Origin of the sequence: Moorena sp. SIO4A5 (genome assembly GCF_010672005.1) — a bacterium.
Taxonomy (GTDB): Bacteria; Cyanobacteriota; Cyanobacteriia; order Cyanobacteriales; family Coleofasciculaceae; genus Moorena.
Genome location: NZ_JAAHHZ010000043.1, coordinates 15,710 through 41,026, shown reverse-complemented (window position 1 = coordinate 41,026; position 25,317 = coordinate 15,710). Strand labels below are relative to the sequence as shown.

The 25,317-nt window shown below is 45.1% G+C and carries 33 protein-coding genes; 18 read left to right on the top strand and 15 right to left on the bottom strand.

Translation table 11 applies throughout. From position 1 onward, the window contains the following. Positions 1-65 precede the first annotated feature (65 nt). The 3 genes from F6K57_RS15475 to F6K57_RS15465 all read left to right on the top strand — a co-directional run bounded on the left by F6K57_RS15475 (position 66) and on the right by F6K57_RS15465 (position 4,932). Positions 66-1,784 (top strand): aminotransferase class I/II-fold pyridoxal phosphate-dependent enzyme, encoded by a 1,719-nt coding sequence (locus F6K57_RS15475; RefSeq protein ID WP_293069031.1) that lies wholly within the window; start codon positions 66-68, stop codon positions 1,782-1,784. 411 nt (positions 1,785-2,195) lie between these two features. Next, on the top strand, positions 2,196-3,785 hold the full coding sequence (locus F6K57_RS15470; RefSeq protein WP_293069028.1) for a B12-binding domain-containing radical SAM protein: 1,590 nt from the start codon (positions 2,196-2,198) through the stop codon (positions 3,783-3,785). A 334-nt stretch (positions 3,786-4,119) separates the two neighbouring features. After that, entirely contained in the window at positions 4,120-4,932 is an 813-nt protein-coding gene (locus tag F6K57_RS15465) for an SDR family oxidoreductase (RefSeq protein ID WP_293069025.1), read from the top strand. A 49-nt stretch (positions 4,933-4,981) separates the two neighbouring features. Here F6K57_RS15465 and F6K57_RS15460 read toward each other — a convergent pair whose 3' ends face one another. From F6K57_RS15460 to F6K57_RS15430, 7 genes are all read right to left on the bottom strand, one after another. Next, on the bottom strand, positions 4,982-5,125 hold the full coding sequence (locus F6K57_RS15460) for a hypothetical protein (protein ID WP_293028869.1): 144 nt from the start codon (positions 5,123-5,125) through the stop codon (positions 4,982-4,984). A gap of 24 nt (positions 5,126-5,149) precedes the next feature. Continuing rightward, the gene (dacB, locus tag F6K57_RS15455; RefSeq protein ID WP_293069021.1) at positions 5,150-6,085 is read right to left on the bottom strand and encodes a D-alanyl-D-alanine carboxypeptidase/D-alanyl-D-alanine-endopeptidase; all 936 of its coding nucleotides are present in this window, start codon (positions 6,083-6,085) and stop codon (positions 5,150-5,152) included. 312 nt (positions 6,086-6,397) lie between these two features. Then, entirely contained in the window at positions 6,398-6,634 is a 237-nt protein-coding gene (locus F6K57_RS15450; RefSeq protein WP_293069018.1) for a hypothetical protein, read from the bottom strand. A gap of 16 nt (positions 6,635-6,650) precedes the next feature. After that, positions 6,651-6,953 carry a hypothetical protein gene (locus tag F6K57_RS15445; protein ID WP_293069015.1) on the bottom strand — a complete coding sequence of 101 codons (303 nt, stop codon included), beginning with the start codon at positions 6,951-6,953 and terminating at the stop codon, positions 6,651-6,653. Positions 6,954-7,411: 458 nt separating this feature from the next. Beyond that, positions 7,412-7,972 (bottom strand): Uma2 family endonuclease, encoded by a 561-nt coding sequence (locus tag F6K57_RS15440; protein WP_293069012.1) that lies wholly within the window; start codon positions 7,970-7,972, stop codon positions 7,412-7,414. Positions 7,973-8,152: 180 nt separating this feature from the next. Continuing rightward, positions 8,153-8,296, bottom strand: a complete 144-nt coding sequence (locus F6K57_RS15435) for a hypothetical protein (protein ID WP_293028848.1) — start codon at positions 8,294-8,296, stop codon at positions 8,153-8,155. A gap of 37 nt (positions 8,297-8,333) precedes the next feature. Next, positions 8,334-10,070 (bottom strand): asparaginase, encoded by a 1,737-nt coding sequence (locus tag F6K57_RS15430; RefSeq protein WP_293069009.1) that lies wholly within the window; start codon positions 10,068-10,070, stop codon positions 8,334-8,336. Between the two features lie 176 nt (positions 10,071-10,246). Between F6K57_RS15430 and F6K57_RS15425 the strand changes: the two genes are divergently transcribed. The 3 genes from F6K57_RS15425 (at position 10,247) to F6K57_RS15415 (ending at position 11,227) form a co-directional block, all read left to right on the top strand. Next, on the top strand, positions 10,247-10,675 hold the full coding sequence (locus tag F6K57_RS15425) for a DUF29 domain-containing protein (RefSeq protein WP_293069006.1): 429 nt from the start codon (positions 10,247-10,249) through the stop codon (positions 10,673-10,675). A 202-nt stretch (positions 10,676-10,877) separates the two neighbouring features. Then, a complete protein-coding gene (locus tag F6K57_RS15420; protein ID WP_293069003.1) occupies positions 10,878-11,012 on the top strand; it encodes a hypothetical protein in 135 nt (44 codons plus the stop codon). Positions 11,013-11,065: 53 nt separating this feature from the next. Further along, on the top strand, positions 11,066-11,227 hold the full coding sequence (locus F6K57_RS15415; RefSeq protein WP_293028835.1) for an anacyclamide/piricyclamide family prenylated cyclic peptide: 162 nt from the start codon (positions 11,066-11,068) through the stop codon (positions 11,225-11,227). A gap of 12 nt (positions 11,228-11,239) precedes the next feature. On the opposite strand, the gene F6K57_RS15410 is transcribed toward F6K57_RS15415, so the two are convergent. Then, positions 11,240-11,512: a hypothetical protein gene (locus F6K57_RS15410; protein WP_293028832.1), complete on the bottom strand. Its 273-nt coding sequence runs from the start codon at positions 11,510-11,512 to the stop codon at positions 11,240-11,242. A 6-nt stretch (positions 11,513-11,518) separates the two neighbouring features. Beyond that, positions 11,519-11,698 (bottom strand): hypothetical protein, encoded by a 180-nt coding sequence (locus F6K57_RS15405; protein WP_293028829.1) that lies wholly within the window; start codon positions 11,696-11,698, stop codon positions 11,519-11,521. Positions 11,699-11,878: 180 nt separating this feature from the next. Here F6K57_RS15405 and F6K57_RS15400 point away from each other — a divergent pair, with 180 nt between their 5' ends. Continuing rightward, positions 11,879-12,103, top strand: a complete 225-nt coding sequence (locus tag F6K57_RS15400; protein ID WP_293028883.1) for a DUF2281 domain-containing protein — start codon at positions 11,879-11,881, stop codon at positions 12,101-12,103. Between the two features lie 94 nt (positions 12,104-12,197). Here F6K57_RS15400 and F6K57_RS15395 read toward each other — a convergent pair whose 3' ends face one another. Then, a complete protein-coding gene (locus F6K57_RS15395; RefSeq protein WP_293069000.1) occupies positions 12,198-12,644 on the bottom strand; it encodes a type II toxin-antitoxin system VapC family toxin in 447 nt (148 codons plus the stop codon). After that, positions 12,641-12,892, bottom strand: coding sequence for a hypothetical protein (locus F6K57_RS15390; protein WP_293068997.1), 252 nt, complete (start codon positions 12,890-12,892; stop codon positions 12,641-12,643). Before F6K57_RS15390 ends, F6K57_RS15395 begins: the two co-directional genes overlap by 4 nt. A 26-nt stretch (positions 12,893-12,918) precedes the next feature. On the opposite strand from F6K57_RS15390, the gene F6K57_RS15385 reads away from it, so the two are divergent. Together F6K57_RS15385 and F6K57_RS41995 are read left to right on the top strand one after the other, a co-directional pair. After that, positions 12,919-13,407 carry a hypothetical protein gene (locus F6K57_RS15385; protein ID WP_293028820.1) on the top strand — a complete coding sequence of 163 codons (489 nt, stop codon included), beginning with the start codon at positions 12,919-12,921 and terminating at the stop codon, positions 13,405-13,407. Positions 13,408-13,441: 34 nt separating this feature from the next. Next, positions 13,442-13,606, top strand: coding sequence for an anacyclamide/piricyclamide family prenylated cyclic peptide (locus F6K57_RS41995; protein WP_364302999.1), 165 nt, complete (start codon positions 13,442-13,444; stop codon positions 13,604-13,606). A gap of 115 nt (positions 13,607-13,721) precedes the next feature. Here F6K57_RS41995 and F6K57_RS15380 read toward each other — a convergent pair whose 3' ends face one another. Together F6K57_RS15380 and F6K57_RS15375 are read right to left on the bottom strand one after the other, a co-directional pair. Then, positions 13,722-13,982 (bottom strand): hypothetical protein, encoded by a 261-nt coding sequence (locus F6K57_RS15380; protein ID WP_293028817.1) that lies wholly within the window; start codon positions 13,980-13,982, stop codon positions 13,722-13,724. 160 nt (positions 13,983-14,142) lie between these two features. Continuing rightward, entirely contained in the window at positions 14,143-14,283 is a 141-nt protein-coding gene (locus F6K57_RS15375) for a hypothetical protein (protein ID WP_293068994.1), read from the bottom strand. Here F6K57_RS15375 and F6K57_RS15370 point away from each other — a divergent pair. Together F6K57_RS15370 and F6K57_RS15365 are read left to right on the top strand one after the other, a co-directional pair. Beyond that, positions 14,271-14,435, top strand: coding sequence for a hypothetical protein (locus tag F6K57_RS15370; RefSeq protein WP_293068991.1), 165 nt, complete (start codon positions 14,271-14,273; stop codon positions 14,433-14,435). The genes F6K57_RS15375 and F6K57_RS15370 overlap by 13 nt on opposite strands. Before the next feature lie 172 nt (positions 14,436-14,607). Further along, positions 14,608-15,540, top strand: a complete 933-nt coding sequence (locus F6K57_RS15365; protein ID WP_293028805.1) for a GNAT family N-acetyltransferase — start codon at positions 14,608-14,610, stop codon at positions 15,538-15,540. On the opposite strand, the gene F6K57_RS15360 is transcribed toward F6K57_RS15365, so the two are convergent. Next, positions 15,515-15,652: a hypothetical protein gene (locus F6K57_RS15360; protein WP_293028802.1), complete on the bottom strand. Its 138-nt coding sequence runs from the start codon at positions 15,650-15,652 to the stop codon at positions 15,515-15,517. The genes F6K57_RS15365 and F6K57_RS15360 overlap by 26 nt on opposite strands. Positions 15,653-16,131: 479 nt before the next feature. Here F6K57_RS15360 and F6K57_RS15355 point away from each other — a divergent pair, with 479 nt between their 5' ends. The 3 genes from F6K57_RS15355 to F6K57_RS15345 all read left to right on the top strand — a co-directional run bounded on the left by F6K57_RS15355 (position 16,132) and on the right by F6K57_RS15345 (position 18,125). Continuing rightward, positions 16,132-16,707 carry a Uma2 family endonuclease gene (locus F6K57_RS15355; RefSeq protein ID WP_293069074.1) on the top strand — a complete coding sequence of 192 codons (576 nt, stop codon included), beginning with the start codon at positions 16,132-16,134 and terminating at the stop codon, positions 16,705-16,707. A gap of 25 nt (positions 16,708-16,732) precedes the next feature. Continuing rightward, entirely contained in the window at positions 16,733-17,194 is a 462-nt protein-coding gene (locus F6K57_RS15350) for a DUF29 domain-containing protein (RefSeq protein ID WP_293068986.1), read from the top strand. Between the two features lie 277 nt (positions 17,195-17,471). Continuing rightward, on the top strand, positions 17,472-18,125 hold the full coding sequence (locus tag F6K57_RS15345; RefSeq protein ID WP_293068983.1) for a Uma2 family endonuclease: 654 nt from the start codon (positions 17,472-17,474) through the stop codon (positions 18,123-18,125). A 241-nt stretch (positions 18,126-18,366) separates the two neighbouring features. Here F6K57_RS15345 and F6K57_RS15340 read toward each other — a convergent pair whose 3' ends face one another. Beyond that, the gene (locus F6K57_RS15340) at positions 18,367-19,269 is read right to left on the bottom strand and encodes an aspartoacylase (protein ID WP_293068981.1); all 903 of its coding nucleotides are present in this window, start codon (positions 19,267-19,269) and stop codon (positions 18,367-18,369) included. A gap of 67 nt (positions 19,270-19,336) precedes the next feature. On the opposite strand from F6K57_RS15340, the gene F6K57_RS15335 reads away from it, so the two are divergent. From F6K57_RS15335 to F6K57_RS15320, 4 genes are all read left to right on the top strand, one after another. Continuing rightward, positions 19,337-20,110, top strand: coding sequence for a DUF1802 family protein (locus tag F6K57_RS15335; protein ID WP_364302991.1), 774 nt, complete (start codon positions 19,337-19,339; stop codon positions 20,108-20,110). 856 nt (positions 20,111-20,966) lie between these two features. Next, on the top strand, positions 20,967-23,552 hold the full coding sequence (purL, locus tag F6K57_RS15330; RefSeq protein WP_293068978.1) for a phosphoribosylformylglycinamidine synthase subunit PurL: 2,586 nt from the start codon (positions 20,967-20,969) through the stop codon (positions 23,550-23,552). A 236-nt stretch (positions 23,553-23,788) separates the two neighbouring features. Further along, a complete protein-coding gene (locus F6K57_RS15325) occupies positions 23,789-24,763 on the top strand; it encodes a transposase (protein WP_293027013.1) in 975 nt (324 codons plus the stop codon). A gap of 13 nt (positions 24,764-24,776) precedes the next feature. Then, positions 24,777-25,046: a hypothetical protein gene (locus F6K57_RS15320; RefSeq protein ID WP_293027016.1), complete on the top strand. Its 270-nt coding sequence runs from the start codon at positions 24,777-24,779 to the stop codon at positions 25,044-25,046. Positions 25,047-25,317: the final 271 nt, after the last annotated feature.

The following is a 25,317-nucleotide window of genomic DNA, read 5'->3' as shown; positions in this document are numbered from 1 at the left end:
GATCACCCAGTGCCAGTAACTGGAGTTGGGTGATCTAATCTTTTAGTGTGGTGAAGGAGTGCAACATGGAATTGTTGAACCAGGTCTGGAACGGGAAAGAAAGCTCACCGACCACTATGGTTACGAGTGATCACAAATCTACCGTCAGTTCCCCAAAATTATCTAAAGCAGCATCAAGCATTGCGACTTGGTTAGTGTCCAAGCTAGCAGAAGTACTTGAGCTGGATGCCCAAGAAATAGATATTCATCGGGATTTTACCGATTATGGTTTGAATTCGATTGAAGCTGTAAACCTATCCGGAGAGCTGGAGAATTTCCTTGGACATCGGCTTTCCCCAACCCTTTTATGGGATCACGACAATATTGAGGCATTGGCTGAGTATTTGGCGGAATACGTTGCTAAACAACCAACAGGAAACTCACAAGCTCACCTAGAAACCTCGTCAAGGAGGTCAATACCGGAAACGAATGGTCATATATTATCGGCCAAAAACGGTCTAATCCCAAATCAAGATGCAGAAAAGCTAGACAATCAAGATATCCCACCGGAATACCATAATTTCCACCTATACCCAGAATACCGCAAACTGCAATTGCAACAGGAGGAAATCAAAGCGCTGGGGGTCAACAATCCTTTCTTTACCCCCCAAGAACGGGTGGTAAACAATACCACACAGATTGGTGGCCGAGAACTGATTAATTATGCCACTTATAATTATCTGGGGATGTGTGGTGACCCAGTTGTTTCTCAAGCAGCAAAGGATGCCATTGATCGTTATGGTACCTCCGCCTGTGCTAGCCGTCTGTTGTCAGGGGAAAAACCGTTACATCGAGAGCTCGAAAAAGAAATTGCTGAGTTTATTGGTACTGAGGATAGTATCGTCTATGTGGGCGGTCATGCTACTAACGTAACTACTATTAGTCACTTATTTGGCAAAAACGACCTAATCTTACATGATTCTCTGAGCCACAACAGTATTCTACAGGGATGCATCCTGTCGGGAGCGAGCATTATTGCTTTTCCTCATAATGACTGTCAGGCATTGGAGAAAATACTCCAGGAGCGTCGTCACCACTATCAACGGGTACTGATTGTGATCGAAGGGGTTTACAGTACTGATGGTGACATTCCCGACTTGCCTCAGTTCATTGCAGTCAAGAAACGCCACAAAGCTTTCCTGATGGTAGATGAAGCTCACTCCATCGGGGTACTGGGCAAACACGGTCGAGGGGTTGGTGAGTTCTGTGGGGTTGATCCCGCTGATGTAGATTTGTGGATGGGTACCCTCAGCAAGTCGTTTGCTAGCTGCGGTGGCTATATTGCTGGTTGCGCTGCTGTGGTAGAATACCTCAAGTATACCTCGCCCGGATTTGTCTATAGTGTTGGCATAGCCCCCCCTAATGCAGCCTCGGTCTTGGCTTCCATAAGGCTACTGAAGGCAGAACCAGAGCGAGTTGCACTGTTGCACCAGCGAGCTAAACTTTTCCTGGAATTAGCCCAGAAACAGGGACTCAACACAGGGACGAGTAAAGATTCTCCGGTGATTCCAATTATTGTGGGAGATGCCTTGAAGTCGGTGCAACTCTCTCAGAATCTGTTTAAGCGTGGTATCAATGTCCCGTTTATGTTCTATCCATCGGTGCCGCAAAATGCTGCCCGCCTGCGCTTCTTTATCACCTGTAACCATACGGAGGAGCAAATTCGCTTTACGGTGAACACCCTGGCTCAAGAAGTAGCAAAGCTCCAGCAGGACGATAGTACCCAGATATCACCCTTAGAGTAACTAAGAGTAACTATCTGATAGTAACTATACTGCACACGGTCATAACCTGAGCTTATTGATGATCCCTTAACAAGGGGTAAATCTCAGTTTAGGCCGGTGCTAAGTATAACTACTGACAGGTAAATCTAAGGGAAAACTGGCAACTTACAGATTACAAACCCCGTTGGCGGATTGAGTGGAAATTAACTCGGGGATCAGACTATATATATTAGCAAACCTTAGTAACTAACTGGGGAATAGTCTCCCACCCCGTTACCTACCTAATATTTACCTAACCTAATAGTTAGTGGCTGACAGGTAATCCGCCAACGACATCTTTCCAACTCTGGTTAAGTTAAGCCAGCTTTGATCAATTGATAAATTCGGATAAATCAATTCCGGAAAACCTAACTATCGTTTCAGGTGCTACTTATGCGAGTTTTACTGCTATATCCTCTGTTTCCCAAAAGTTTCTGGTCAATGGAGAGAACCATTGAGTTGGTGAATCACAAGGCACTGATGCCACCCCTAGGTTTGGTGACAGTAGCGGCGATATTACCTCAGACATGGTCCTTTAAACTGCTTGACCGCAATGTATCTGAGGTAACGGAGGCAGAATGGGATTGGGCTGAGATAGTGATTATCTCAGGTATGATCGTCCAGAAAAAAGATTTCCTTGAGCAAATTCAGGAAGCTAAGCGCCGTGGGAAAAAGGTAGCCGTGGGTGGTCCTTACCCGACTACCTCACCCCACGAACCGGAAGCGGCTGGGGCAGATTACTTGATTTTGGATGAAGGGGAAATTACCCTACCGATGTTTGTGTCAGCGATTGAACGGGGCGAGACTAAAGGGGTGTTCCGTGCTAATGGTGAGAAGCCGGATGTTACGGAGAGCCCAATCCCCCGTTTTGATCTTCTCGACCTGGAAGCCTATGACACCATGGCAATCCAGTTCTCTCGGGGCTGTCCATTTCAGTGCGAATTCTGCGATATTATTGTCCTCTACGGTCGCAAACCCCGCACCAAAACTCCCGAGCAGTTGTTAGCTGAACTAGAACGCCTCTTAGAACTGAATTTCCAAGGGGGGATTTTTCTAGTAGATGACAACTTTATTGGCAATAAGCGCAATGTCAAGATTCTGCTGAAAGCCATGAAAGTCTGGATGGCTGAACACGAGTATCCTTTTAGCTTCACCACAGAAGCTTCAGTGGATTTGGCTCAAGACCAAGAACTGATGGACCTGATGGTCGATTGTAATTTTAAAGAGGTCTTTTTAGGCATTGAAACTCCTGATGAAGACAGCCTTACCCTGACAAAAAAGTTCCAAAATACTCGAGATTCTCTGAGTGAATCCGTGGATGCAATTACCCAGGCAGGTATCAGGGTGATGGCAGGGTTTATCATGGGCTTTGATGGGGAAAAACCTGGCGCAGGCGATCGCATTGTCCAGTTTATTGAGAAAACCTCGATTCCTATTGCCTTGTTTAGTATGTTGCAGGCATTGCCTAATACTGCTCTGTGGCATCGCCTTGAAAAAGAAGGACGACTTCTCGATGGTGGGGCTAATATTAACCAAACCACTTTGATCAATTTTGTGCCAACTCGGCCAGTGGAAGAAATTGCTCGTGAATATGTGGAGGCGTTTTGGACTCTGTATGACCCAGAGCGATTTTTAAACCGCATCTACAACTACTTTATGAAGCTGGGTCTACCAAGGCATGGTGTATCTCGTCCGATCGATTGGGTGATTATCCGGGCGCTACTGACCATATGCTGGCGACAAGGGGTTCTTCGTAAGACCCGCTGGACTTTCTGGAATAGTCTGTTTAAGCTGATTCAGCAGAAACCGAAAGTTGTGGGCTCTTTCTTTGTGGTTTGTGCCTACGCAGAACACTTCCTGGAATATCGCCAAATTGTTCGTGACCAAATTGAGGCTCAGCTGGCTGAATTTATGACTAATAAACCAGCACCTTTACCAGCTAAGAATGAGGAAGTGGCGGTAAGCGAATCCGCGATCGCATAATTCATTTTTAGTTTAGGGAATAGGGAGTAGGGAGTAGGGAGTAGGGGGCGTTGCTTAATAATGGAATGATTTTAAGAGTCAGGTAGAATGGGCATCTGTGGAATGGGCATCTGTGGAATGGGCATCTGTGGAATGGGCATCTGTGGAATGGGCATCTTGCCCGTGACCGGAATGGGCATCTTGCCCGTTATCAATATTTTCGCGCGGGCAGGATGCCCACTCTACTCCTATTCATTCCAAGACTGACCCAACGCCCCCGATTCCCGATTCCCGATTCCCGATTCCCGACTCCCGATTCCCGACTCCCGACTCCCTGTTCCCTATAGATTCAACCATGACCTTCAATCAACAGCACGCTATTATCACAGGGGGTTCCAGTGGGATTGGCAAAGCTACTGCCAAATTATTAGCCCAGAAGGGAGCTAATCTGACCTTGATTGCTAGGGATACAGCTAAGCTAGAGCAGGCTAAAGTCGAGATTGAAGGGATGCGAAGGCATCCGCAAGCAAAAATTATCACTATTTCTGCTGATGTTTCCCAGCAGATACAGGTAGAAGCAGCTATTGAGCAAGCAATTGATCAAATCGGTCCGGCTGACCTATTAATCACTAGCGCTGGTATTGCTCATCCCGGTTACTTCCAAGAGCTGCCCATAGAGGTATTTGAACAAACCATGGCAGTTAACTATTTTGGTTCCCTCTATGCAATTAAAGCAGTACTACCCAGCATGGTAGAGCAACAAAAGGGTCATATTGTACTGCTATCTTCCGGTGCTGGACTGATTGGTATTTATGGCTATACCCCTTACTGTCCCAGTAAATTTGCCTTGCGGGGTTTAGCGGAATCCTTGCGCGGTGAGTTAAAGCCCCAAGGTATTCATGTTTCTATTGTCTATCCTCCCGATACCGATACCCCACAACTAGAAGCAGAAAATAAAACCAAGCCCCTGGAAACTAAGATGATTACTGGCAGTGCCCAGATGTGGAGTGCAACTGCTGTAGCGAATCAGATTGTACGAGGTATTGAGAAAAAGCAGTTTGGGATCATGCCAGGATTCGAGATGAGATTACTAGGCCGGTTCCATAGCTTGCTCGCTCCGGTATTGAATTGGTATTTTGATCGGATTGTTGCAGGGAATAGGGAATAGGGAATAGGGAATAGGGAATAGGGAATAGGGGGAAGACTAGTTTGAAGGATTAGACAGTCGGGAGTCGGAACCCACCCCTAACCCCTCCCAGGAGGGGAACGGGAGTCGGGAGTCGGATAATTACCCTTAATAAAAATCTCCCCATCTCCCCATCTCCCCATCTCCCCATCTCCCCATCTCCCCATCTCCCCATCTCCCCATCTCCCCAGCCTCTCTATCAACTACAAGGCATCAGCTGAGTTAAGCGCAGAACGATCTGATCAATTCCCTTTTCTAAGACTTTGCCTGACTGGGATGGTTGATTAACCATGATGCTAAACACAATAGTTCCGTAATCGGGATGTTCTAGATATCCAGACAGAGCTTTCACTCCTCTGAGGGTGCCGGTTTTGGCTTGAACTTTGGTTTGTGTAGAGGGATGACGCAGCCGATTTTTGAGAGTACCGCTCACTCCCGCAACTGGTAAAGAAGCGAAGAAAACTTCATTATTATTAGCATCACTCATCCCTTTGAGAGTGGTTACAAATACCTCCGGAGTCGCTAAATTTTTCCGGGATAAGCCAGACCCATCTACCAATCGATAACTATTAGGGTTAACTCCTAATTCCGCCAAAGCATCCTGCACTACTTCTGACCCGCCAATATAGCGCAATAAGGTATCAGCATAACTATTGTTGCTTTTTAGATTCGTTATCTTCACCCATTCTTCCATTGACTTAGAGCGAATCGGAGTATTGGGATGAAGCTTGTTTAATGCTGCCGCTGTAGTTAATAGTTTGATGTTAGAAGCAGGGATAAAGTATTGATTAGCATTGTGGCTGTAGAAAATCTTTTCTTCTGATAATGATTCAACCAAAATCCCCCATTTCCCTCTCGCCAAGGAAGGATGATCGATAATCGAGTCAATTACTGGTGGCAGAAACTCCGGACAAATGCCATTCTTGTTCGTTTCCGGAGGAGGAACAGGGATTTTAATGGAATCGGGAGGAGCTATTTCTGGAGGAACCACAGAAATTTCCAGAGATTTTTCCTGTTGCCTTAAGTCCGCAACTGTTCTAGCGCTAGCTTTCCTGGAAGTAATAGGAGTTACCGTAGTCAGCACAGCTACAGTTAGCATTCCTAAGGATTTCAACCAATAATTCAATTGGGTCATAGTGAGGTAGTCGTGTTGCTACAGTTCAACAAGCACTAACAGATCAAAAAAAGCCTTGGTAGTTTAGGGTTTTATCCCAAACTACATCCTACAATACCTTTGACAAAACTGAAGAATTTTTCGTTGCTTAATTAAAAATAATCATAACGAAAATACCGACATTATAATACTACCGAGAGAGACTATAACTAGTCTTTCAATATTCCTTAATTTTATTCAAAAATAGATTAAATTTCTATGAATATTAGATGAATTTATCCATTTTTTTTTAAGGTTGTTCGCCCAAGGGGTTTGAGTCGGGTGGGTTGAAGGTTACAGGTTGTTCGCGTAGCGTGGCCATTCGCGTAGCGTGGCCCAAAGGCCAAGGCCAAGGTTGTTCGCGTAGCGTGGCCATTCGCGTAGCGTGGCCCAAAGGCCAAGGCCAAGGTTACAGGTTGTTCGCGTAGCGTGGCCATTCGCGTAGCGTGGCCCAAAGGCCAAGGCCAAGGTTACAGGTTGTTCGCGTAGCGTGGCCGAAAGGCCAATCGCATTCAGGATTAGACCTCGCACAGTCAAACAGCAAAAATCATCTGCACCGGTTAGGGACGGGCTCGCACTCATTTTCTCGGTAGCCAGTTTTGGGACAGCCCGCCCGAAAATTGTCACAGGCAAGATGCCCGTTCCACAACAAGATGCCCATGGCACCCACCGGGTCCGCTGCCAAAAAGGAACGGGCAAGATGCCCATTCCACAGATGCCCATCAAGGCTACGGGCAAGATGCCCATTCCACAGATGTCCATTCCACCAGATGCCCATCAAGGCTACGGGCAAGATGCCCATTCCACAGATGCCCATTCCACAGAGATAATTGTGATTTTTTGGTGCCATTATGGAAGTAGCTCCTATTTAGGTGGGAGAAAAGCCGCGCTGGGGATGATTAACGGGCATATCCAGCGCGGTTATTAGTTTCAGTCTGTACTTTCTATAGTATACATAACTCCTCGAAAAAATGCAAGGGGTAATTAATTTTTTTTACATTTATTTACGATTAACAGTTTGGGCAACTTGTGGACTCAATTATGTGTAATTAATTGTTAGTTTTTTGGTTAGCTTAGCAGTTAACTATTACCTGATAATTTGCTCTTTATTTAATTTCATAGTTAGGTAGGGTGGGCAGTGCTTGAAACCGATAATAACAGATAGCGTTCGCGTAGCGTGGCCGAAAGGCCAATCGCATTACCAGGCACTGCCCACCCTACGATTATCAATTTTGTACTGCTGTCATAACAATAGAATTTAAATTAAAACCAGCTTAGGCTGACTGCTGATCGCTGATCGCTGAATGCTTAGGTGACATCTTCATACAAAGCCTCAATACTGGTACGAAAATCAACACTTTCTAGGTTAATTTCAGTACCTGGATCATAAAATTGTAATGTCCAAATTCCCTGGGCATTACGGCGAAAGCAGTCTAGGCGCTGATGGTCTTGGCTAATTAAGACATATTCAACCAATGTGTATAATTTTTGATAGTTATAAAATTTGTTACCCCGGTCAAATGCTTCGGTTTTGGGAGATAAAACTTCGACAATTAAACAAGGATATTTTTTATAATTGGTCAATTCTCTATCTCTGGCATCGCAAGTCACCATAACATCAGGATAGTAATAACTATTGGCGGCTTCAATATACGCTTTCATATCTGCCATATAAACCCGACAACCAGTGCCTCTTACATGATTTATTAACAGTGCAAATAAGTTTCCGGCAATAGTAACATGGGCATCACTGGCTCCAGCCATAGCATAGATTTCTCCATCACTATACTCGTGTTTGATGGCACTATCTTCTTCTTGGGAGAGATAGTCTTCTTTTGAAATGTAATTTGGTATTTTATCAGCAATCATGGTAGTTTAAAGATAGTGAATCTCTTAGTTTAGAATAAAGGGAATAGGGAATAGGGAATAGGGAATAGGGAATAGGGAATAGGGAATAGGGAATAGGGAATAGAGAGTAGGGAGTAGGGAGTAGGTAACAAAAAGCATCACAATCCCTACACGGATTTATAGAAATAATTGGAAACTGTTTTAAGTGTATTGATGTCTAAAGAAAAGCGATCGCAAAGCACTTATAAAGGAACATTGCGCTTTGTACTTATTCCCTAATATCATGTCCGGATAATTACCCTTAATCAAAATCTCCCCCATCTCCCCATCTCCCCATCTCCCCACCCTACTGTTAATTATGGGTATTCAACCGGACTTGATATTATTTCTTCTTACCCTTACCCTGGGATTTATTCTTGCCCTTAGCATCGGACTGTTCGGGATAAATATAGAAGGGCTCTTTGCCGTAATTCTCGATATAAAGCTTGGTGCCACCATCAGTAGTTTCACCTTCTAGGATCAGCTTGGATGAGCGGGTGTCAGGATCTGGTTCGCCCCCGGCCTGATAAACGGCTTGGTTGTCCCGGTCATAGAAGATTAATTGACCGTCTTCTTGCATATGCAATTGACCAGGCAACTTGGCAGAGCTGGGATCCTCAAGGAACACGAAAGGCTCTTCTAAGCTAGTGCCAGTTAAGACTGGACCCTGTCCGGGCTCGTTGGTCAAAATGGCAGTGCCATCAAGAGCCATAATTGTCTCTCCCGGCGCTAAGAAGCCTTCTCCTCTGGCATCGAGAACGTTGACATCCATAATCTCGCCCACGAGATTAGTCATCATCAGTTCTTTAATCTTGTATTGATCCCAGTTATAGTATTTAGCTAACAGCTTTAAGTAGGTAAGCTTGGTGGCAGCGGCAATTGGGGTCATATCATAGGCCCCAACTGCTCCTACCTGACTGAGCCAGGAACCTGCTGCGTAGGTCTGGGAATTGACAATCCCGCTGAGAACTTGTGTACAGTCAACAATCACGGTACCATTGTTATCAGCTTCGTCGAGAACTTTGTAAATCGCCCCATTCTCAGGAGTGTCTGGATTGCCAGACGGGAAATTCCCTGCCCCATAAGACTCCAGAATTAAACCATCGACTCCCTGATTAATACAGGCCGCCAGCATATCCCCAAGTACGCTGGTATTGGGGTCAGCAGAGACATCATAATAGGCGGGGAAAGCCGAAAAGGGAAGAATGGTAATGCTGTTAATATTATCGTTAATGTAGGTCAGTTGAGCTGATAAAGCGTCATAAGCAGGCTCGCCCTTGACAGAGAGTGCAAGAGAGGGGTCTGTGGGCAAGGGGCGCACGACTTTGTTGTCCACGTCAAAGTCTAAGCCATATTCCCCAATATTGGGATAGTTGGGAGTGGAGAAGGCTTTGAACTCACTGGCGTTGGTCTTGACCGTGCGATTGCCCCTCATTAAGGTGGAATCAAAGTACAGACAAACTTCCGGTACACCTTCACAACAGGAGGTTACGGCACCACAGACGTTTTGGAGTGCATCGGTGTTGAAGCGTACAGTATAGGAGGAGTCGGCTTTCTCTACAAATAGTGGCAGTTGGGAGCCAGTCACAACCAACGGCTTGCTCAACAAAGCGTTATAGTTGCCATCGCTATCTAACCCCGTCATCAAAAACGACAGTATGGAAGCGGTCCAAGCCATGGTGTCCGTGCCATGGAGCACAATAAAAGACTCATAGCTATCGTAGGCTTCCAGGATTGCGATCGCAATAGTACACCAGTCTTGGGGCTGCAAGTTGGTACTGTCGAGAGTGCTGTTATTGGGACCAAACCCGATATCAATATAGCCAATGGTACAATCGGGATATTGACTTTGAATTATCGGCAAAATATTCTCATCAAACGCCTTTTGGAAACCAACAGTATCTAGTGGATACAGCCCATCGGGTCCCTGCACAGAACCAATGGTGCCCCCTGTGTATAAAATCCCTATGTTCATAAAACAATCATAAAATTTGTTTGCTACTAAATTATACAGAATTGATGGGAAAAGGGAATAGGTAACAGGGAATAGGGAACAGGTAACCTTAGGAAGGAGTGCCAAATATTTTTTGATTTTATAGCGTTTATCGCAGTTATGATTTACAGTCTTATTTAACGTTGATTCCCTGTCTTGATGCAGCGATCGCTATTCCCGATTCCCGATTCCCGATTCCCGATTCCCGATTCCCGATTCCCGATTCCCTGTTCTCTAAATAAATAACATTAGTATCTAAAATCATGAAACCATACACATCCTATGAAACTGACTACTATCAATGGATACAGGAAACCGTAGAAAATCTCCGAAATCGTAATTTTAGTGAGGTGGACTGGGAGAATTTAATTGAAGAAATTGAAAGCATGGGTAAAAGTGAAAAGCGAGCATTATTGAGTCTTTTAACCCGTCTTTTAGAACACCTGCTGAAACTGGCTTATTGGAAATCTGAACAAGAACGAAATAGGAATCATTGGGCGGCTGAAGTTGTTAACTTTCGCACCCAAATTAAAACTATTATTGAGGATAGCCCTAGCCTTCGTACTCAACTGGAAACTTTCTACGACAAAGCCTATACCAGTGCTGTAAAATCCGTTTCTAAACTGTTTACACTTCCCCCAGAAGCAGAAATTTATCTCACACAAGCTTTGGATGACGATTGGTTTCCATAACGGTTGGCGAGTTGTTTAAGTACATAGTTATGGTTGTTTAGGGAACAGGGAACAGGGAACAGGGAACAAGGAATAGGGAACAGGGAACAGTCAATAGAGCAATTGGCCTCCAAAATAAGTTATTTTTATAATTTTAAATTAGGTTTTTTGCGCAATTTTAATAATTAAAATATCTGCAAATTGCTATATTATTTCCGGTATAATGAGGTACACATTATTTTTATCCGATTCCCGATTCCCGATTCCCGATTCCCGATTCTATATTTACTGTTCCCTGTTCCCTAAAACCGAGAACTCTGTACCTCACAAAATTAAGAACCGCTATATCCTAGGTTGACATCTCAAGAAAGGGTAGAATAAATTCAGAATAATTGATTCTGGGTGAAAATCATGAAAACTAAGAAACTCACTCCCCTTCAAGCTGCTCCTGTTCAGCGTGAAACTGTGGGGAATGCTTCAACAGCAGATGCTAATGCGATCGCACCGGCTGGTGCAGGCGGCGGCAGGGGGTTACCGAGGGGTGTTCCTTTTGCGGGCGGCGATGCTGAGTAGTTGCGTGACGGGCTAGCCCTGATTTTCTGACAATTGGAACGGGCAAGATGCCTGTTCCACGTTCGATGCTGAGAATTGTAACCGGCAAGATGCCTGTTCCACGTTCGATGCTGAGAATTGTAACCGGCAAGATGCCGGTTCCACATTGGATGCTGAGAATTGTAACCGGCAAGATGCCGGTTCCACATTCGATTCCCATTCCACATTGGATGCCCGTTCCATGGCATTTGGAAACAGGCAAGATGCCGGTTCCACATTCGATTCCCATTCTACCCACTGGGTCAAACAGCTTTAATCAGATGCATCCTGAAGATGGAAGCGATCGCATCTGAAGCATGCTTTACGATAATAGAGTAAAAACAATACTTCCGCCTCTGGTGGGCAGTGGCTGATCAGCTCTTCACCAACCTTGCCAATTTCGCGATTCTTGCCACTGCCCACCCTACCATTCTTGAGTAGAAGCGATCGCATTTGCCAATCCTTGACAGATAGACTAAAAAAAATACTTCCGCCTCTGGTGGGCAGTGGCTGATCAGCTCTTCACCAACCTTGCCGATTTCGCGATTCTTGCCACTGCCCACCCTACGATTAATCTCCCGATTCCCGATTCCCGATTCCCGACTCCCTACGTTACTGGTTAAAATAAACGTTATGAATACTGAGTTAGCCTTATGGAAAGTCGTTATTAGTCTGCCTGAACATCTCAAGAGGGAACTATTGCATTATGCAGACTATTTACGAGAAAACTATCCAAATAATACACAATCTGATCACGAAAAGATAGGAACCACTCACGGTTATGGTAGTTGGGCAGGTCAAATCATTATGTCAGATGATTTTGATGAACCATTAGAAGATTTGGTAGAATATATGTAATATCATGTCCGGTTGAATACTTATACTAGGCGCAAAAGCAAGGCAGAAGGCAGAAGTAAAAGAATAAGGTTTCAAGGTATAAAGTTTTTTCTAACTAATTCTCCGGACCTGATATTACTCGATAGTCCCAGGGATTGGTAATGGCAATATTACAGTTTTTAAAATCATCAACATTACGAGTCGCAAGGGTAGCATTATGGCTTAAACAAATAGCTGCAATTTGAGCATCGGCTTGAGAAATTGGTTGTCCTATTTTTATTCTTTTGGATGCAATTAAGGCAAAACTTACAGCCGCTTTTTGGTCAAAAGAAAGAATACGCCCTGAGAAGTCTTCTGTAAACATTAAGTTAGCCGCTTTTTGCAGTTCATCTTGTCTTTTACCTTGGGGTAAAATAGCAATACCATACAGAATTTCGGCTTGAGTAATGGTAGTAGTATATAAGTTGGTTATAAGTTGTTGAGATGTCCAGTTAGAGATACTTACTGAACAGTTATTACCTTTCATTAACTCGGAAATGACATTAGTATCTAAAATGATCATTGATAAAATTGAGGAGGAGTACGCATTTTATCTCTGGTAATTTCTGGAATTTCTACATCTGCTAAATGAGCAAAACGTTGTTTGATTCTCTCGGCAAGATTTAAAGATTTTGTGGGAGTTTCAGCTTGTCGATAATCTTGGGTCAAATTAGTTTGTTGAGCAACTAACTTAAAAGTCTCAACAATTTCTGTAATGATAGCAATCTGTTTTGGACTTAGACCACTGACATCGATTACTTTGTTTTCCATCACAAGTTTACTCGTTCGTTTACGTAATGGTATGCCTGATTATAGGTAAGCTATCAGCTAATGCGCTACGCGCACGCTACTTGAGGTGCTATCAGATTATGCCCATAGCCCACACTACACATTCTAATCAAACTCCCCATCACCCCATCACCCCATCTCTAAAAAAAGTAGTTCCGGCTGGTGGGCAGTGGCTGATCATATATTCACCGCTGTTTACCAATTCCGTTGCTAGCCACTGCCCACCCTACGATTCTCCCCATTACCCCATCTCCCCATCTCTAAAAAAAGTAGTTCCTGGTTGGTGGGCAGTGGCTGATGATATATTCACGGCTCTGGCTAATTCCGTTGCTAGCCACTGCCCACCCTACGATTATCCCTATCTCCCCATCTCCCTATCTCCCTATCTCCCTATCTCCCTATCTCCCCATCTCCCCATCTCCCCACTCCCCACTCCCCACGTAACAAAACGTAAGAAAAAACCTATTGACACAGGCACAGCCAACTCAATAAGCTAAACCACAGAAAGTTTAATTCTATGGAGATGAAACCATGCCCAAGAAAAAACTCCTACCCAAACAGACTGCTCCTGTTTCTCGAAACGGGGTAGCAAGGCAAAATGAGGAGTCAGTCTCCGAGTCCCTCTCCCAGTACTGTGGAGCGTCAGAAGTAAATCCAATGAAAGGACGTCCTTTTGCGGGCGACGACGCCGAGTAGTGCCCTTAATTTACCACTATCCGATCAAAATGTCAAAACCCCTTTTTGGTCTCGGATGGCGCACGATTCGCCTGGATAAATTGGCGAGCTACCTGTGCAACTAACTCGTTTTCGGTTACCTGGCACGGGCGTGCTTGGCGGGCATTAGTCGCAGAAGGTAGAGTCGCACTCGAAACTGAGGGCTGACTTGAGAGAAGCTTGCTACCCCAGTGGCATTGTGGAGCAGGCTTCTTCTTGGGTTTATAGCGTTGGCAGAAGCCTTGATATGAGAGGCGGCATGAATAGGAGTGGGGTGGGCATCCTGCCTGCCTGGGAATATTGATAACCGGCAAGATGCCGGTTCCAAGGCAGGAAACAGGCAAGATGCCTGTTCCACAACAAGATGTCCATTCCACCCACCGGGTAAAAGAGTAATAATTTAGATGCATCATGAAGATGGAAGCGATCGCATTTGCTGGCTGCATGACACAGAGAGTAAAAAAAGTTCCTGTCTGGTGGGCAGTGGCTGATCATAGCTTCACGGCTGCTGGCCAATTTCAGGCAACAGCCACTGCCCACCCTACGATTCCTCCCCATCTCCCCATCTGAAAATGGAAGCGATCGCATTTGCTGGCTGCATGACAGATAGAGTTAAAAAAAGTTCCTGTCTGGTGGGCAGTGGCTGATGATAGCTTCACGGCTGCTAGCCAATTTCAGGCAACAGCCACTGCCCACCCTACGATTCTACGATTCCTCCCCATCTCCCCATCTGAAAATGGAAGCGATCGCATTTGCTGGCTGCATGACAGATAGAGTTAAAAAAAGTTCCTGTCTGGTGGGCAGTGGCTGATCATAGCTTCACGGCTGCTAGCCAATTTCAGGCAACAGCCACTGCCCACCCTACGATTAATTTCCCGATTCCCGATTCCCGATTCCCGATTCCCTTCCCCCCTTATTAAGGGGGGTTAGGGGGGATTCCGATTCCCGATTCCCGATTCCCGATTCCCAATTCCCCAAAGCCAGTGACTACCACCTACTCCCCCCAAATTACCTATCAGTGGCTCGAAAACTTTGATGCTGCTGCCTCCTTAGAATACGATGACTACACCTGCCCCAGCATTGCTAGCCACTGGCAAGGTGCCAGCCCTCTCGGGGAACTGCTGGGTTTAGCAGCAGTAGAAAATGATGAAATGGTGGGCTTGCTGGTGGCGGAACTGCGCAAAGACCCCAAAACCGACACCACTAGTGGGGTCATTCTTTCCCTGTTCGTCCACCCAGAAAACCGCAGACAGGGGGTTGCCAGCGGGTTAATCACCCATCTGGAAGGCCACGTCCGGGAACTGGGTTGTAGCCAAATGGAGCTATCCTACCAAGCCACAGAACTCACCACCGTTGCCTTAGAACCCTTGCTGGAAAGATTGGGATGGGAAACTCCTAAAATTTCCCTAATTTTGGCAAAATCTGATAGCGAACATATTGCCCAAGCCCCCTGGATCCACCACTATCGTTTCCCGAAAGATTTCACCCTGTTTCCTTGGGCAGAGCTAACCCCAGCCCAGGAGGAACGGATTCACCAACGGCAAAAGCAAAAGGTTTGGTATCCTGAATCCTTGTCTCCGTTTCTGGAACCCTCAAAACTAGAACCCCTCAACAGTTTGGGTTTGCTCTATCAAGGAGAGGTTGTGGGTTGGATGGTGAACCACCGGGTTGGCCCAGATACTATCCGCTATACCTCGATGTTTGTGGTGCGACGGTTCCAACGGCGTGGCCGTGGTGCCATGCTGGTTGCAGAGTCTATCATGGCTCAACTCGATAGCGATATTCCTTACTATACCTGTGCGGTGGGGGAGAGTAACCAACCGATGCTTCAATTCGTGGATCGTCGCCTTAAACCTTATTTGACGTCATTGACTGAAGCGTATCGGAGTCTTAAGAAATTAGGGAGTAGGGAGTAGGGAGTAGGGAGTGTGGGGAGATGGGGAGATGGGGTGATGGGGAGATGGGGAGATGGGGTGATGGGGTGATGGGGTGATGGGGTGATGGGGAGAGAACAGGAGCAGGGAACAAGAATTCTTACAATTGATTTAGGATTGCTATTATCCAAGAAAGTAAGTAGGGTGTGTTAGCCGATAGGCGTAACGCACCGGGCTTTTGTGTTAGCCGATAGGCGTAACGCACCGGGCTTTTGTGTTAGCCGATAGGCGTAACGCACCGGGCTTTTGTGTTAGCCGATAGGCGTAACGCACCGGGCTTTTGTGTTAGCCGATAGGGGTAACGCACCGGGCTTTGCACGTGAACACAATATAGCGTTGATTGCATGTATGAGGTACAATTATCAACCTCAAAGTCCCCCTTTTTAAGGGGGACCAACGGGGGATCCCTTTGTACCTCATGGGAAACAGAATTGCTATATTATCCAAAAAAGTAAGTAGGGTGTGTTAGCTGATAGCACCTCAAGTAGCGTGCGCGTAGCGCATTAGCACCTCAAGTAGCGTGCGCGTAGCGCATTAGCTGAATGCTTACACGGACTTTACAGGTGAAGTATGATGGTACAACTGACCCATAAATTTCAAAGCTTTGACGAGTATTTATTATACAATGATAACTCAGAAAAATTATATGAGTTATTTAATGGAGAGTTAATTGAAATGCCTCCAGAGTCGGGATTTAATGTTGAAATTGCTACGTTTTTATTGATTCAGTTTGCTTTACTGGTAGGTCATCGTAGAGTCCGGGGTCAAGGATTAGAATTAGAAGTTAGAGGTGAACCGAAAAACCGTTATCCTGATTTGACTATAATTCGAGAAGAGCATATTCAACAATTATCAAAGCGTAATACCATTCGCCTCTCTATGTCACCGCCTTTATTAGTGGTTGAAGTGGTTAGCCCGGGAGAATTACAACGAGAGCGAGACTATATTGCTAAAAGAATCCAATATCAGGATTGTGGCATTCCTGAATACTGGATTGTGGACCCGGAAAGTCAAAGTATATTGGTATTAGAACTTAAGGAAAATACTTATACAGAAGTGGGTAGCTTTTCCGGTGATGATTTAGTGTTATCTCCTGGATTTAAAGATATTAATTTGAAAGTGTCTGGAGTGTTTGATATAGAAAAGTAAGTGAGGTTTTTAGTGACAATTGATTATGAGTAGTATAAATAGTAGCTTAAATTTAAAAAATCTCTACGAAATTGATGATGCCCAATGGCTAGAAGAAACTATTAAGCTCCTGAAAAACCAAGAATTTAATCAACTAGATTGGGATAACTTAATTGAGGAGTTAGAGGATTTGGGCAGAGAAAAGAAAAATGCTGTAGCTAGCCTTTTAGAACAAGTAATCCGTCATTTATTATTCCTGCACTATTGGACAAGTGAATCTGACTATAATGCAGTTCACTGGCAAGGTGAAATCTATAATTTCCGAATTCAGCTCAAACGAAAACTGACGACTAATCTCCGTAATTACCTAGATGATGAACTGAGTTCTATTTATAACGATGCCCTAGGATTTGTGAAGATAAAAACTCAGAATTCCGTAACTTTTCCTTCAGAATGTCCCTACTGTCTTGAGCAATTACTGGATATCGAATGGTTGCCGAAGGAATAAATCAGTTTTCAATAGTTGGGAATTGGGAATCGGGAGTCGGGAGTCGGGAATCGGGAATCGGGAGTCGGGAGTCGGGAATCGGGAATCGGGAATCGGGAATCGGCATTCTAGTTAAGCTACAGGCAAAACGCTATAATTGGGAATTAATAAGAGTTTGATCAGCAATAAAATTCTGCATTCTCCCCATCTCCCCATCTCCCCATCTCCCCATTCCCAGATCCGCTGTTCCCTGTTCCCTATTCCCTGTTAAATAACAAATAAAGTAGAGCCGAAAAAAATGACATCAACTGCCACAATTACTCGGGACCCGACTATTCCTCCTTTAGAAAATGGGGATCAACTAACCCTTGCGGAATTTGAGCTGCGCTATTCCGCTATGGGTGATTTGAAAAAAGCCGAATTAATTGAAGGAATTGTTTACATGGCATCTCCCCTGAGAATTACACAACATGGTGAACCCCATGCTCAGATTATGTTGTGGTTAGGCTTCTACCAAACCTATACTCCTAACCTGCAATTAGGAGATAATTGTACTGTTAGGCTTGATCTTGAGAATGAAGCTCAACCCGATGCACTGCTTAGACTGAAAGTAGGAGGACAATCTACAATTAGTCAGGATGGCTATGTGGAAGGTGCGCCGGAGTTAATCGTTGAAATTGCGGCTAGCACTGTTTCTATTGATTTACACAAAAAATTAAACGTTTATCGCCGTAATGCAGTACAAGAGTATTTGGTATGGCGAGTTGATGATGGTGAATTTGATTGGTTTCGGTTAACTGAAGGGGAATATACTCAACTGGAAGCCAATCCTGAGGGCATACTTTGTTCAGAAATTTTTCCGGGATTATGGTTAGATAAAGCTGCATTATTAGCCGGAAACTTAGCCAAAGTTTTAGAAATATTGCAGCAGGGGTTACAGAGTCAGGAGTAGGGAATCGGGAATCGGGAGTCGGGAGTCGGGAATCGGGAATCGGGAGTCGGGAATCGGGAGTCGGGAGTCGGGAATCGGGAGTCGGGATTCTACTTAAGCTACAAGCAAAACGCTATCATCTCCCCATCTCCCCATCTCCCCATCTCCCCATCTCCCCATCTCCCCATCTCCCCATCTCCCCATCTCCCCATCTCCCCACTCTTTCCCTGTTCCCTGTTCCCTGTTCCCTGTTCCCTAAACACTAAGTAAGTATTTCTTTTTTAGTCAAACACATCGCTATTCCTTTTTCATAGTAGGCAACTTCATTAATAAATACTGGCCAAACCGTGGCTTCTTCTTCATAGTAAATTGTGGTGCCATCGAAGGTAAGAAATATGGGGTCACCAGGATTGAGTTCTTGATAATCTCTGCCCTGGAGCTCAGGATGAATCATACCTTCTAGTTCACCAGCTTTGTTTCTGGGATAGTCAACTACTTTTAAATAGTGATAAATAGTTAGAGGATAAGTGTTTGATAATATTTTCCCGTTATTATAATCTTCAATATAATCTAACGTGGCGTGAATTAAGGCTTCAGTTTTCTGAAAAATAGCGCCCTTGAGACTAGCTGGTGCAATGGGACCGACTTCAATAGAACAGCCGAAGTTACATAGAGAGTTTAGAAAGGTATTTTCTTTACCTGGTTCAATGGAACTTAAAACTCTAACTAAGGGGTCAAGGGAACTCAGATAAGCAGCAAGTTGCCAATTAAAGGGGTCGTTGTTGACGAGAATTATAGTAAACCCCATATTAGCACTGCTACTGTGCAAATCTAGAATAAAATCTACCTGGGAATTGCCTTTTGGTCCTAGGGTTGTAGCCATCTCTTTGGCTCGGGTTTGTTCTAGGAAAGAAAGCTCAGGATTTTCCAGGTCACTTTTAGCAAAGCAGCGGTTTAAGTCTGTATCAATATATCTCCTAGCCGCTTGAAAGGCTTGGGGATTACCTATTTTTGTCAAGGTTTCAAAACTAGGTCTAGTGATTAATTCTGGAAACTTCTCAAACTTTTTGACTAGGTATACACCGGTAAATTCATTGCCGTGGGTTCCTCCTACAATAGCGACTTTGTTAATAGTTTTACGGTTGTTTGCTTGAGAATTACTCATGGGTGGTTGGTATAGCAAAGGGAACAGGGAACAGCGGATCTGGGAATAGGGGGTGGGGCGCGGGGAGATGGGGAGATGGTACATTCAATTGTCTTACCCCGACTCCCGACTCCCGACTCCCGACTCCCTTCCCCCCTTATTAAGGGGGGTTAGGGGGGATTCCGACTCCCGACTCCCGACTCCCTATTCCCTACTGAGAGTAATATTGGCATTCTATCCTAGGAAAACGCAAACCTCTTATTGTTATTGGAAAAGTCCCATTACTAAATTTATGCTTTCAACTACTACCCATGCCCTCAAAGAATGGGCTGTTGCGGTTGATGCCTTAGAAGCGGGCAAAACGATTATGCTGTTACGCAAAGGCGGTATTCGTGAACAGGGCAACTGCTTCAGTGTGGCTCACCACAAGGTTTTACTCTACCCTACCTATGAGCATCAAAAGCCTAATTTGCTTAAACCTGACTATGGGGGAGTTGTGAAACCTGTGCCCTCAGGTTGGCATCCGGAAACTGTTCGGATTGGTAGCTGGGCGTCTATTACTGATATTTTGCCAGTAACGGAGCAATCCACTGTTGCTGCGCTGCTACCCTATCATATTTGGAATGAACAATTTGTGAGTGAGCGTTGGAAGTGGAAGCCACGTCAACCTTTATATGTACTGCTTTTGCGTACTTATCAGTTACCTGAGCCTGTGATCACTCCCTACCACCAAGAGTACGGAGGCTGTCGCTCATGGATTGATTTAGTTGAACCGATTTCTTACGAAGGAGTTGTACCAGTTTGGAATGATGGGCAGTATATCGAACAAGTTAGAGAAATTCGTAGTCTGATCGAAGATTGACTGGGGAAAAGCAGGCTAATTGCTCTGGTGGGCAGTGCACCAGACAGATAATGAAGCTTGCAAACCGCGTTGGTAGGCACTGCCCACCCTACGATTCATGACTTGCTCTGCGCATTCCCCCCAGTGCGTGCAAGGCCATAAGTGGATAACCTCGATAACAACTTAATAGCTCTGTCCGATCTGATACCCTTCTAAGTAAACTGGACTGTCGCTAGCTTCGGCTTGTCTTTGGAGACCGGCTAGGAGTCCTTGATTAAATAAAACGTATTCGATTGTGTCTGGGCTATAGCAATTGTATTGATAAACTAGGGTGGATACAGAGTATGCTAGATGATCGAAATTCCTAGACATAATGGATTTGCCTCCAATGGATAGATTAATGGATAGATTGATAGAGCTGCGCTTTTAGGGGTGATAAGATTGTAAGTTGCAGCTATGCTTATACAGTAATACGGGGAATAGACCGGAGACATTACCCACGTGGGTGATTTTATTGTGGCTAAGGAATTGGCAAGGTATAGCAGAAGTCAGAAGTCAGAAGTCAGAAGTCAGAAGTCAGTGGTCAGCGGTCAGCAGTCAGCGCTCAGCCGTTGGCCAATAGCCACTCAAGTAGCCTGCGCGTAGCACATAAGCTGTTAGCGTAGCGTGCGCGTAGCGCATAAACTAAAAACTAAAAGCTGATAGCTGATAGCTGATACCTGATACCTGATACGCGATGTTCCTTTGGAAGCGCTTCGCGATCGCACGCAAAAATCCCAAGGACGGGAACCAAAGGAGCTGAAGAAGTCTGGCTATTGATCATAATTGGCTCAATACTCTATAAAATAATCTCTGTGCCGTTTGTGCCCAGAGTGATATGCCCACTAATTCCTCTACCTCCTTTTCCCCAGAAGAGATTGCTGCTGAAGGGTTAACCCCTTCTGAATATGAAGAAATTGTCCAGCGCCTAGGGCGTCATCCCAATAAAGCTGAGCTGGGAATGTTCGGTGTGATGTGGTCGGAACATTGCTGCTACAAGAACTCCCGTCCTCTACTGAAGCAATTTCCCACAGAAGGCAAACGTATTCTAGTCGGTCCTGGGGAAAATGCTGGTGTTGTAGACTTAGGTGATGGGCTACAACTGGCCTTTAAAATCGAATCCCACAATCACCCCTCAGCAGTAGAACCGTTTCAAGGAGCTGCTACCGGAGTAGGGGGGATTCTACGGGATATTTTTACCATGGGAGCTCGCCCGATTGCGGTCTTAAACTCTCTGCGCTTTGGGACTTTGGATAATGCCAACACTAGACGATTGTTTAATGGGGTAGTAGCAGGAATCAGTCACTATGGCAATTGCGTGGGTGTCCCTACTGTAGGGGGTGAAGTTTACTTTGACCGGGCATACACTGGTAATCCCTTGGTGAATGTGATGGCTCTGGGACTGATGGAAACTCCAGAAATTGTTACCTCTGGAGCCTCTGGAGTTGGAAATCCTGTGCTCTATGTTGGGTCCACTACCGGTAGAGATGGCATGGGAGGGGCAAGTTTTGCTAGTGCGGAACTTACGGATCAATCCCTAGATGACCGCCCAGCGGTGCAAGTGGGGGACCCGTTCCTAGAAAAGTCTTTGATTGAAGCGTGTCTTGAGGCATTTCAAACCGGTGCGGTAGTAGCTGCTCAAGATATGGGAGCCGCTGGGATAACCTGTTCGACTTCAGAAATGGCAGCTAAAGGGGGCTTGGGTATTGAGTTCGATTTAGACCTGGTGCCAGTGCGAGAAACCGGTATGGTGCCTTATGAATACTTGCTGTCGGAATCCCAAGAACGAATGCTGTTTGTTGCCCACAAGGGTCGAGAACAGGAACTGATAGATATTTTCCACCGTTGGGGACTCCATGCTGTGGTAGCAGGTAAGGTAATCGAAGAACCTTTGGTCAGGATTTTGTTCCAAGGAGAGGTAGCAGCAGAAATCCCAGCTACTGCTCTAGCCGATAATACTCCAATTTATCAGCGGGAGCTATTGACAGAACCACCAGACTATGCTTTACAGGCTTGGGAATGGCATGGGGATTCCCTCCCTCCCTGTAATGTTAAAGGTATTGACATTAACGGCAAACATTACAGTTGGAATGACATCCTAGGTCAACTCCTAGATACTCCAACTATTGCGTCGAAACGTTGGGTTTATCGCCAGTACGACCACCAAGTCCAGAACAATACCTTAATTTTGCCAGGAAACGCTGATGCTGCGGTGATTCGGTTACGCCCACAAGGGTTGAATGTTGAAAGGTTGAATGTTGAAAGGTTGAATGTTGACAGGTTGAATGTTGTTCGCGAAGCGTGGCCGAAAGGCCAAGGTTCAACTGAAACTAACCTTAAACCTGCTAACCTTAAACCTGCTAACCTTAAACCTGCTAACCTGCAACCTGAAACTAACCTTCAACCTGCTAACCTTCAACCTACTAACCTTCAACCTGAAACCAACCTTCAACCTGTAACCTCGTCTGGTGGTGTGGCGGCAACGGTGGATTGTAATTCCCGTTATGTTTATCTTGACCCCTATGAAGGGGCAAAGGCTGTGGTAGCAGAAGCAGCAAGGAATCTCAGCTGTGTGGGTGCAGAACCTTTGGCAGTAACCGATAATCTGAATTTTGGTTCTCCTGAAAAGCCTGTGGGTTACTGGCAACTGGCCTCTGCTTGTGCAGGAATAGCAGAGGCTTGCCGGGAAATGAGCACTCCTGTGACTGGGGGGAATGTTTCCTTGTATAACGAAACCATTGATAGTGACGGCAATCCTCAGTCGATTTACCCGACGCCAGTGGTGGGGATGGTGGGATTAGTTGCTGATATTACTAAAACCTGTGGTCAAGGTTGGCAAGCTGAAGGGGATTTAATCTATTTATTAGGATTGGGGACTAAATACTGGAACAATAGTCAATCCCAAATTAAATCCCAAATTACATTAGGCGCTTCGGAGTATCTGGCAACGATTCATGGCATGGTTGCGGGCAAGCCACCAGTAGTGGATTTTGATTTAGAGCGTCGTATCCAAACGGTAACGCGAGAGGGTATCAGTCAAGGTTGGGTAAATTCTGCTCATGACTGTGCTGAAGGGGGATTAGTGGTGGCTTTGGCTGAATCCTGTATCGCAGGTAAGTTGGGGGCAGACATTACTCTAGGCTATAGCTCCGAGTCGTTAGACCTGCGCTGGGATCAGGTGCTATTTGGTGAGGGGGGGAGTCGGATTCTGGTTTCTGTGAGTCCTCAACAGGAAACAAGTTGGGAATCTTATCTACAGCAACAGTTGGGGGATGAAGGATATTGGCAACAACTGGGTGTTGTTCAAGGGGAAAATGCTGGTTTACGAGTACTGGTAGGAAATGGTCAGTGTGTGATTGAGATGACAGTTCAGGAGATGTGTGATTGTTGGGAAAATGGGATTGAAAGGCGTTTGAGGGTTTAGGAGGGAATCGGGAATCGGGAATCGGGAATCGGGAATCGGGAATCGGGAATCGGGAAACAATCTTGTGTACCTTATTATTATGAGAACCGGTTTAGGGATGTTCCTTTTGAACCGTTTTGCGAAGTTCGTTTGGAACCGCTTTGCGATCGCGTCTGCAACGTTTTTTAAAAATGTTAAACAGGAATTGGCTGACAAGGGCTTTGCTAAGATAGCATAATTCAGCTTGATCATACTCAATGACCAATCCAAGAGCCGATTACGATAATCCCTGGAAAGAAGCGCTTTCCATCTATTTTGAATCCTTCATGGCATTCTTTTTTCCCGAGATTGACCGTAACATTGACTGGGAAAGAGGCTATGAATTTCTTGATACAGAATTCCAACAGGTGGCTCGAGATGCAGAAATTGGCAGCAGGGAAGCCGATAAACTGGTCAAAGTTTGGCGACAAGACGGTGAAGAAACGTGGGTACTGATTCATGTGGAAGTACAGAGTCAGGCTCAGTCAGTCTTTGCGGAAAGGATGTACGTCTACAACTATCGCATCTTTGATATGTATCGACGGAAGGTAGTCAGTTTAGCTGTTCTCGCTGATGATGAAGAGTCTTGGCGACCAACTGAATACAATTACGAGATTTGGGGTTGTCGAGTTTTATTGCAGTTTCCAGTAGCTAAGCTGTTAGATTATCAGCTGTCTAAACTAGAACAAAGCACTAATCCTTTTGCTGTGATTGTGGCTGCACATCGCACCACTCAGCAAACTGTTCAAAATCCCGAGGGACGGTATCAGGGCAAATTAAGCATTGCCAAGAGTCTTTATCAACGAGGGTATAGTAGACAAGATATCCTAGAATTATTCCGGCTCATCGACTGGATGATGACATTACCGGATAGCTTTCAGATTGGGTTTAAACAGCAAGTCAGACGTTTTGAGGAGGAAAGCACAATGCCTTATGTTACTAGTATAGAGCGCCTTGCTCGTAAAGAGGGGATGGAAGAAGGCATTCTCCAAACTAGTCGAGAGACTCTTTTGGAAGTGCTTCAGGTACGATTTGAGGATGTGCCAAGGGAGTTGGTTGAGACAATTAACCAGATTGACTCGGTCTCTGTCTTGAAAACCTTGCTTCGACAAGGAATTACTATTGCTTCTGTTGAAGAGTTTCAGGGTTGGCTTGACCAATTGCTGTCTCTTGAGCAAGAACAGCAGTTTTGAGGAAGAAAGCACAATGCCCTATGTTACCAGTATAGAGCGCCTTGCTCGTAAAGAGGGGATGGAAGAAGGCATTCTCCAAACTAGTCGAGAGACTCTTTTGGAAGTGCTTCAGGTACGATTTGAGGATTTGCCAAGGGAGTTGGTTGAGACAATTAACCAGATTAAGTCGGTCTCTGTCTTGAAAACTTTGCTTCGACAAGGAATTACTATTGCTTCTGTAGAAGAGTTTCAGGGTTGGCTTGACCAATTGTTATCTGTTGAAGAGAACAGGAAGCTTCATTAGTGGTGTAAGCATTCAGCATACAGCTGAATGCTAGGGAGTCTTTATTTAGTATAATTATATCAACTAATTTTTTGGTTATATTGGCCTAAATTCTTCTCCCCGATTCCCGATTCCCGATTCCCTTAATTTTATGGATAATGATATCGTTTTGTTTCTAGCTACTGTTGGTCTACTCATCCTGTATCTAGTATTTTCTGCTCTAACTGAGATGGGTACCAAGTTTCCTTGGAAGAAATAATAGTTGATGGGTTTTTCCAAAACCTTTAACACT

Excerpts from the sequence above, each read along its gene's own strand:
- F6K57_RS15460 (WP_293028869.1), bottom strand. The coding sequence starts at position 5,125 with ATGGGGAGATGGGGAGATGGGGAGATGGGGAGATGGGGAGATGGGGAG.
- F6K57_RS15445 (WP_293069015.1), bottom strand. The coding sequence starts at position 6,953 with ATGGCACCAAAAAATCACAATTATCTCTGTGGAATGGGCATCTGTGGA.
- F6K57_RS15355 (WP_293069074.1), top strand. The coding sequence starts at position 16,132 with ATGGTACAACTGACCCATAAATTTCAAAGCTTTGACGAGTATTTATTA.
- dacB (WP_293069021.1), bottom strand. The coding sequence starts at position 6,085 with ATGACCCAATTGAATTATTGGTTGAAATCCTTAGGAATGCTAACTGTA.
- F6K57_RS15420 (WP_293069003.1), top strand. The coding sequence starts at position 10,878 with ATGAGGTACACATTATTTTTATCCGATTCCCGATTCCCGATTCCCGAT.
- F6K57_RS15440 (WP_293069012.1), bottom strand. The coding sequence starts at position 7,972 with ATGATTGCTGATAAAATACCAAATTACATTTCAAAAGAAGACTATCTC.
- F6K57_RS15325 (WP_293027013.1), top strand. The coding sequence starts at position 23,789 with ATGACCAATCCAAGAGCCGATTACGATAATCCCTGGAAAGAAGCGCTT.
- F6K57_RS15405 (WP_293028829.1), bottom strand. The coding sequence starts at position 11,698 with ATGCGATCGCTTCTACTCAAGAATGGTAGGGTGGGCAGTGGCAAGAAT.
- F6K57_RS15400 (WP_293028883.1), top strand. The coding sequence starts at position 11,879 with ATGAATACTGAGTTAGCCTTATGGAAAGTCGTTATTAGTCTGCCTGAA.
- F6K57_RS15395 (WP_293069000.1), bottom strand. The coding sequence starts at position 12,644 with ATGATCATTTTAGATACTAATGTCATTTCCGAGTTAATGAAAGGTAAT.
- F6K57_RS15385 (WP_293028820.1), top strand. The coding sequence starts at position 12,919 with ATGGTATGCCTGATTATAGGTAAGCTATCAGCTAATGCGCTACGCGCA.
- F6K57_RS15470 (WP_293069028.1), top strand. The coding sequence starts at position 2,196 with ATGCGAGTTTTACTGCTATATCCTCTGTTTCCCAAAAGTTTCTGGTCA.
- F6K57_RS15370 (WP_293068991.1), top strand. The coding sequence starts at position 14,271 with ATGATAGCTTCACGGCTGCTAGCCAATTTCAGGCAACAGCCACTGCCC.
- F6K57_RS15475 (WP_293069031.1), top strand. The coding sequence starts at position 66 with ATGGAATTGTTGAACCAGGTCTGGAACGGGAAAGAAAGCTCACCGACC.
- F6K57_RS15345 (WP_293068983.1), top strand. The coding sequence starts at position 17,472 with ATGACATCAACTGCCACAATTACTCGGGACCCGACTATTCCTCCTTTA.
- F6K57_RS15425 (WP_293069006.1), top strand. The coding sequence starts at position 10,247 with ATGAAACCATACACATCCTATGAAACTGACTACTATCAATGGATACAG.
- F6K57_RS15350 (WP_293068986.1), top strand. The coding sequence starts at position 16,733 with ATGAGTAGTATAAATAGTAGCTTAAATTTAAAAAATCTCTACGAAATT.
- F6K57_RS15390 (WP_293068997.1), bottom strand. The coding sequence starts at position 12,892 with ATGGAAAACAAAGTAATCGATGTCAGTGGTCTAAGTCCAAAACAGATT.
- F6K57_RS15320 (WP_293027016.1), top strand. The coding sequence starts at position 24,777 with ATGCCCTATGTTACCAGTATAGAGCGCCTTGCTCGTAAAGAGGGGATG.
- F6K57_RS15340 (WP_293068981.1), bottom strand. The coding sequence starts at position 19,269 with ATGAGTAATTCTCAAGCAAACAACCGTAAAACTATTAACAAAGTCGCT.
- F6K57_RS41995 (WP_364302999.1), top strand. The coding sequence starts at position 13,442 with ATGCCCAAGAAAAAACTCCTACCCAAACAGACTGCTCCTGTTTCTCGA.
- F6K57_RS15465 (WP_293069025.1), top strand. The coding sequence starts at position 4,120 with ATGACCTTCAATCAACAGCACGCTATTATCACAGGGGGTTCCAGTGGG.
- F6K57_RS15415 (WP_293028835.1), top strand. The coding sequence starts at position 11,066 with ATGAAAACTAAGAAACTCACTCCCCTTCAAGCTGCTCCTGTTCAGCGT.
- purL (WP_293068978.1), top strand. The coding sequence starts at position 20,967 with ATGCCCACTAATTCCTCTACCTCCTTTTCCCCAGAAGAGATTGCTGCT.
- F6K57_RS15335 (WP_364302991.1), top strand. The coding sequence starts at position 19,337 with ATGGGGAGATGGTACATTCAATTGTCTTACCCCGACTCCCGACTCCCG.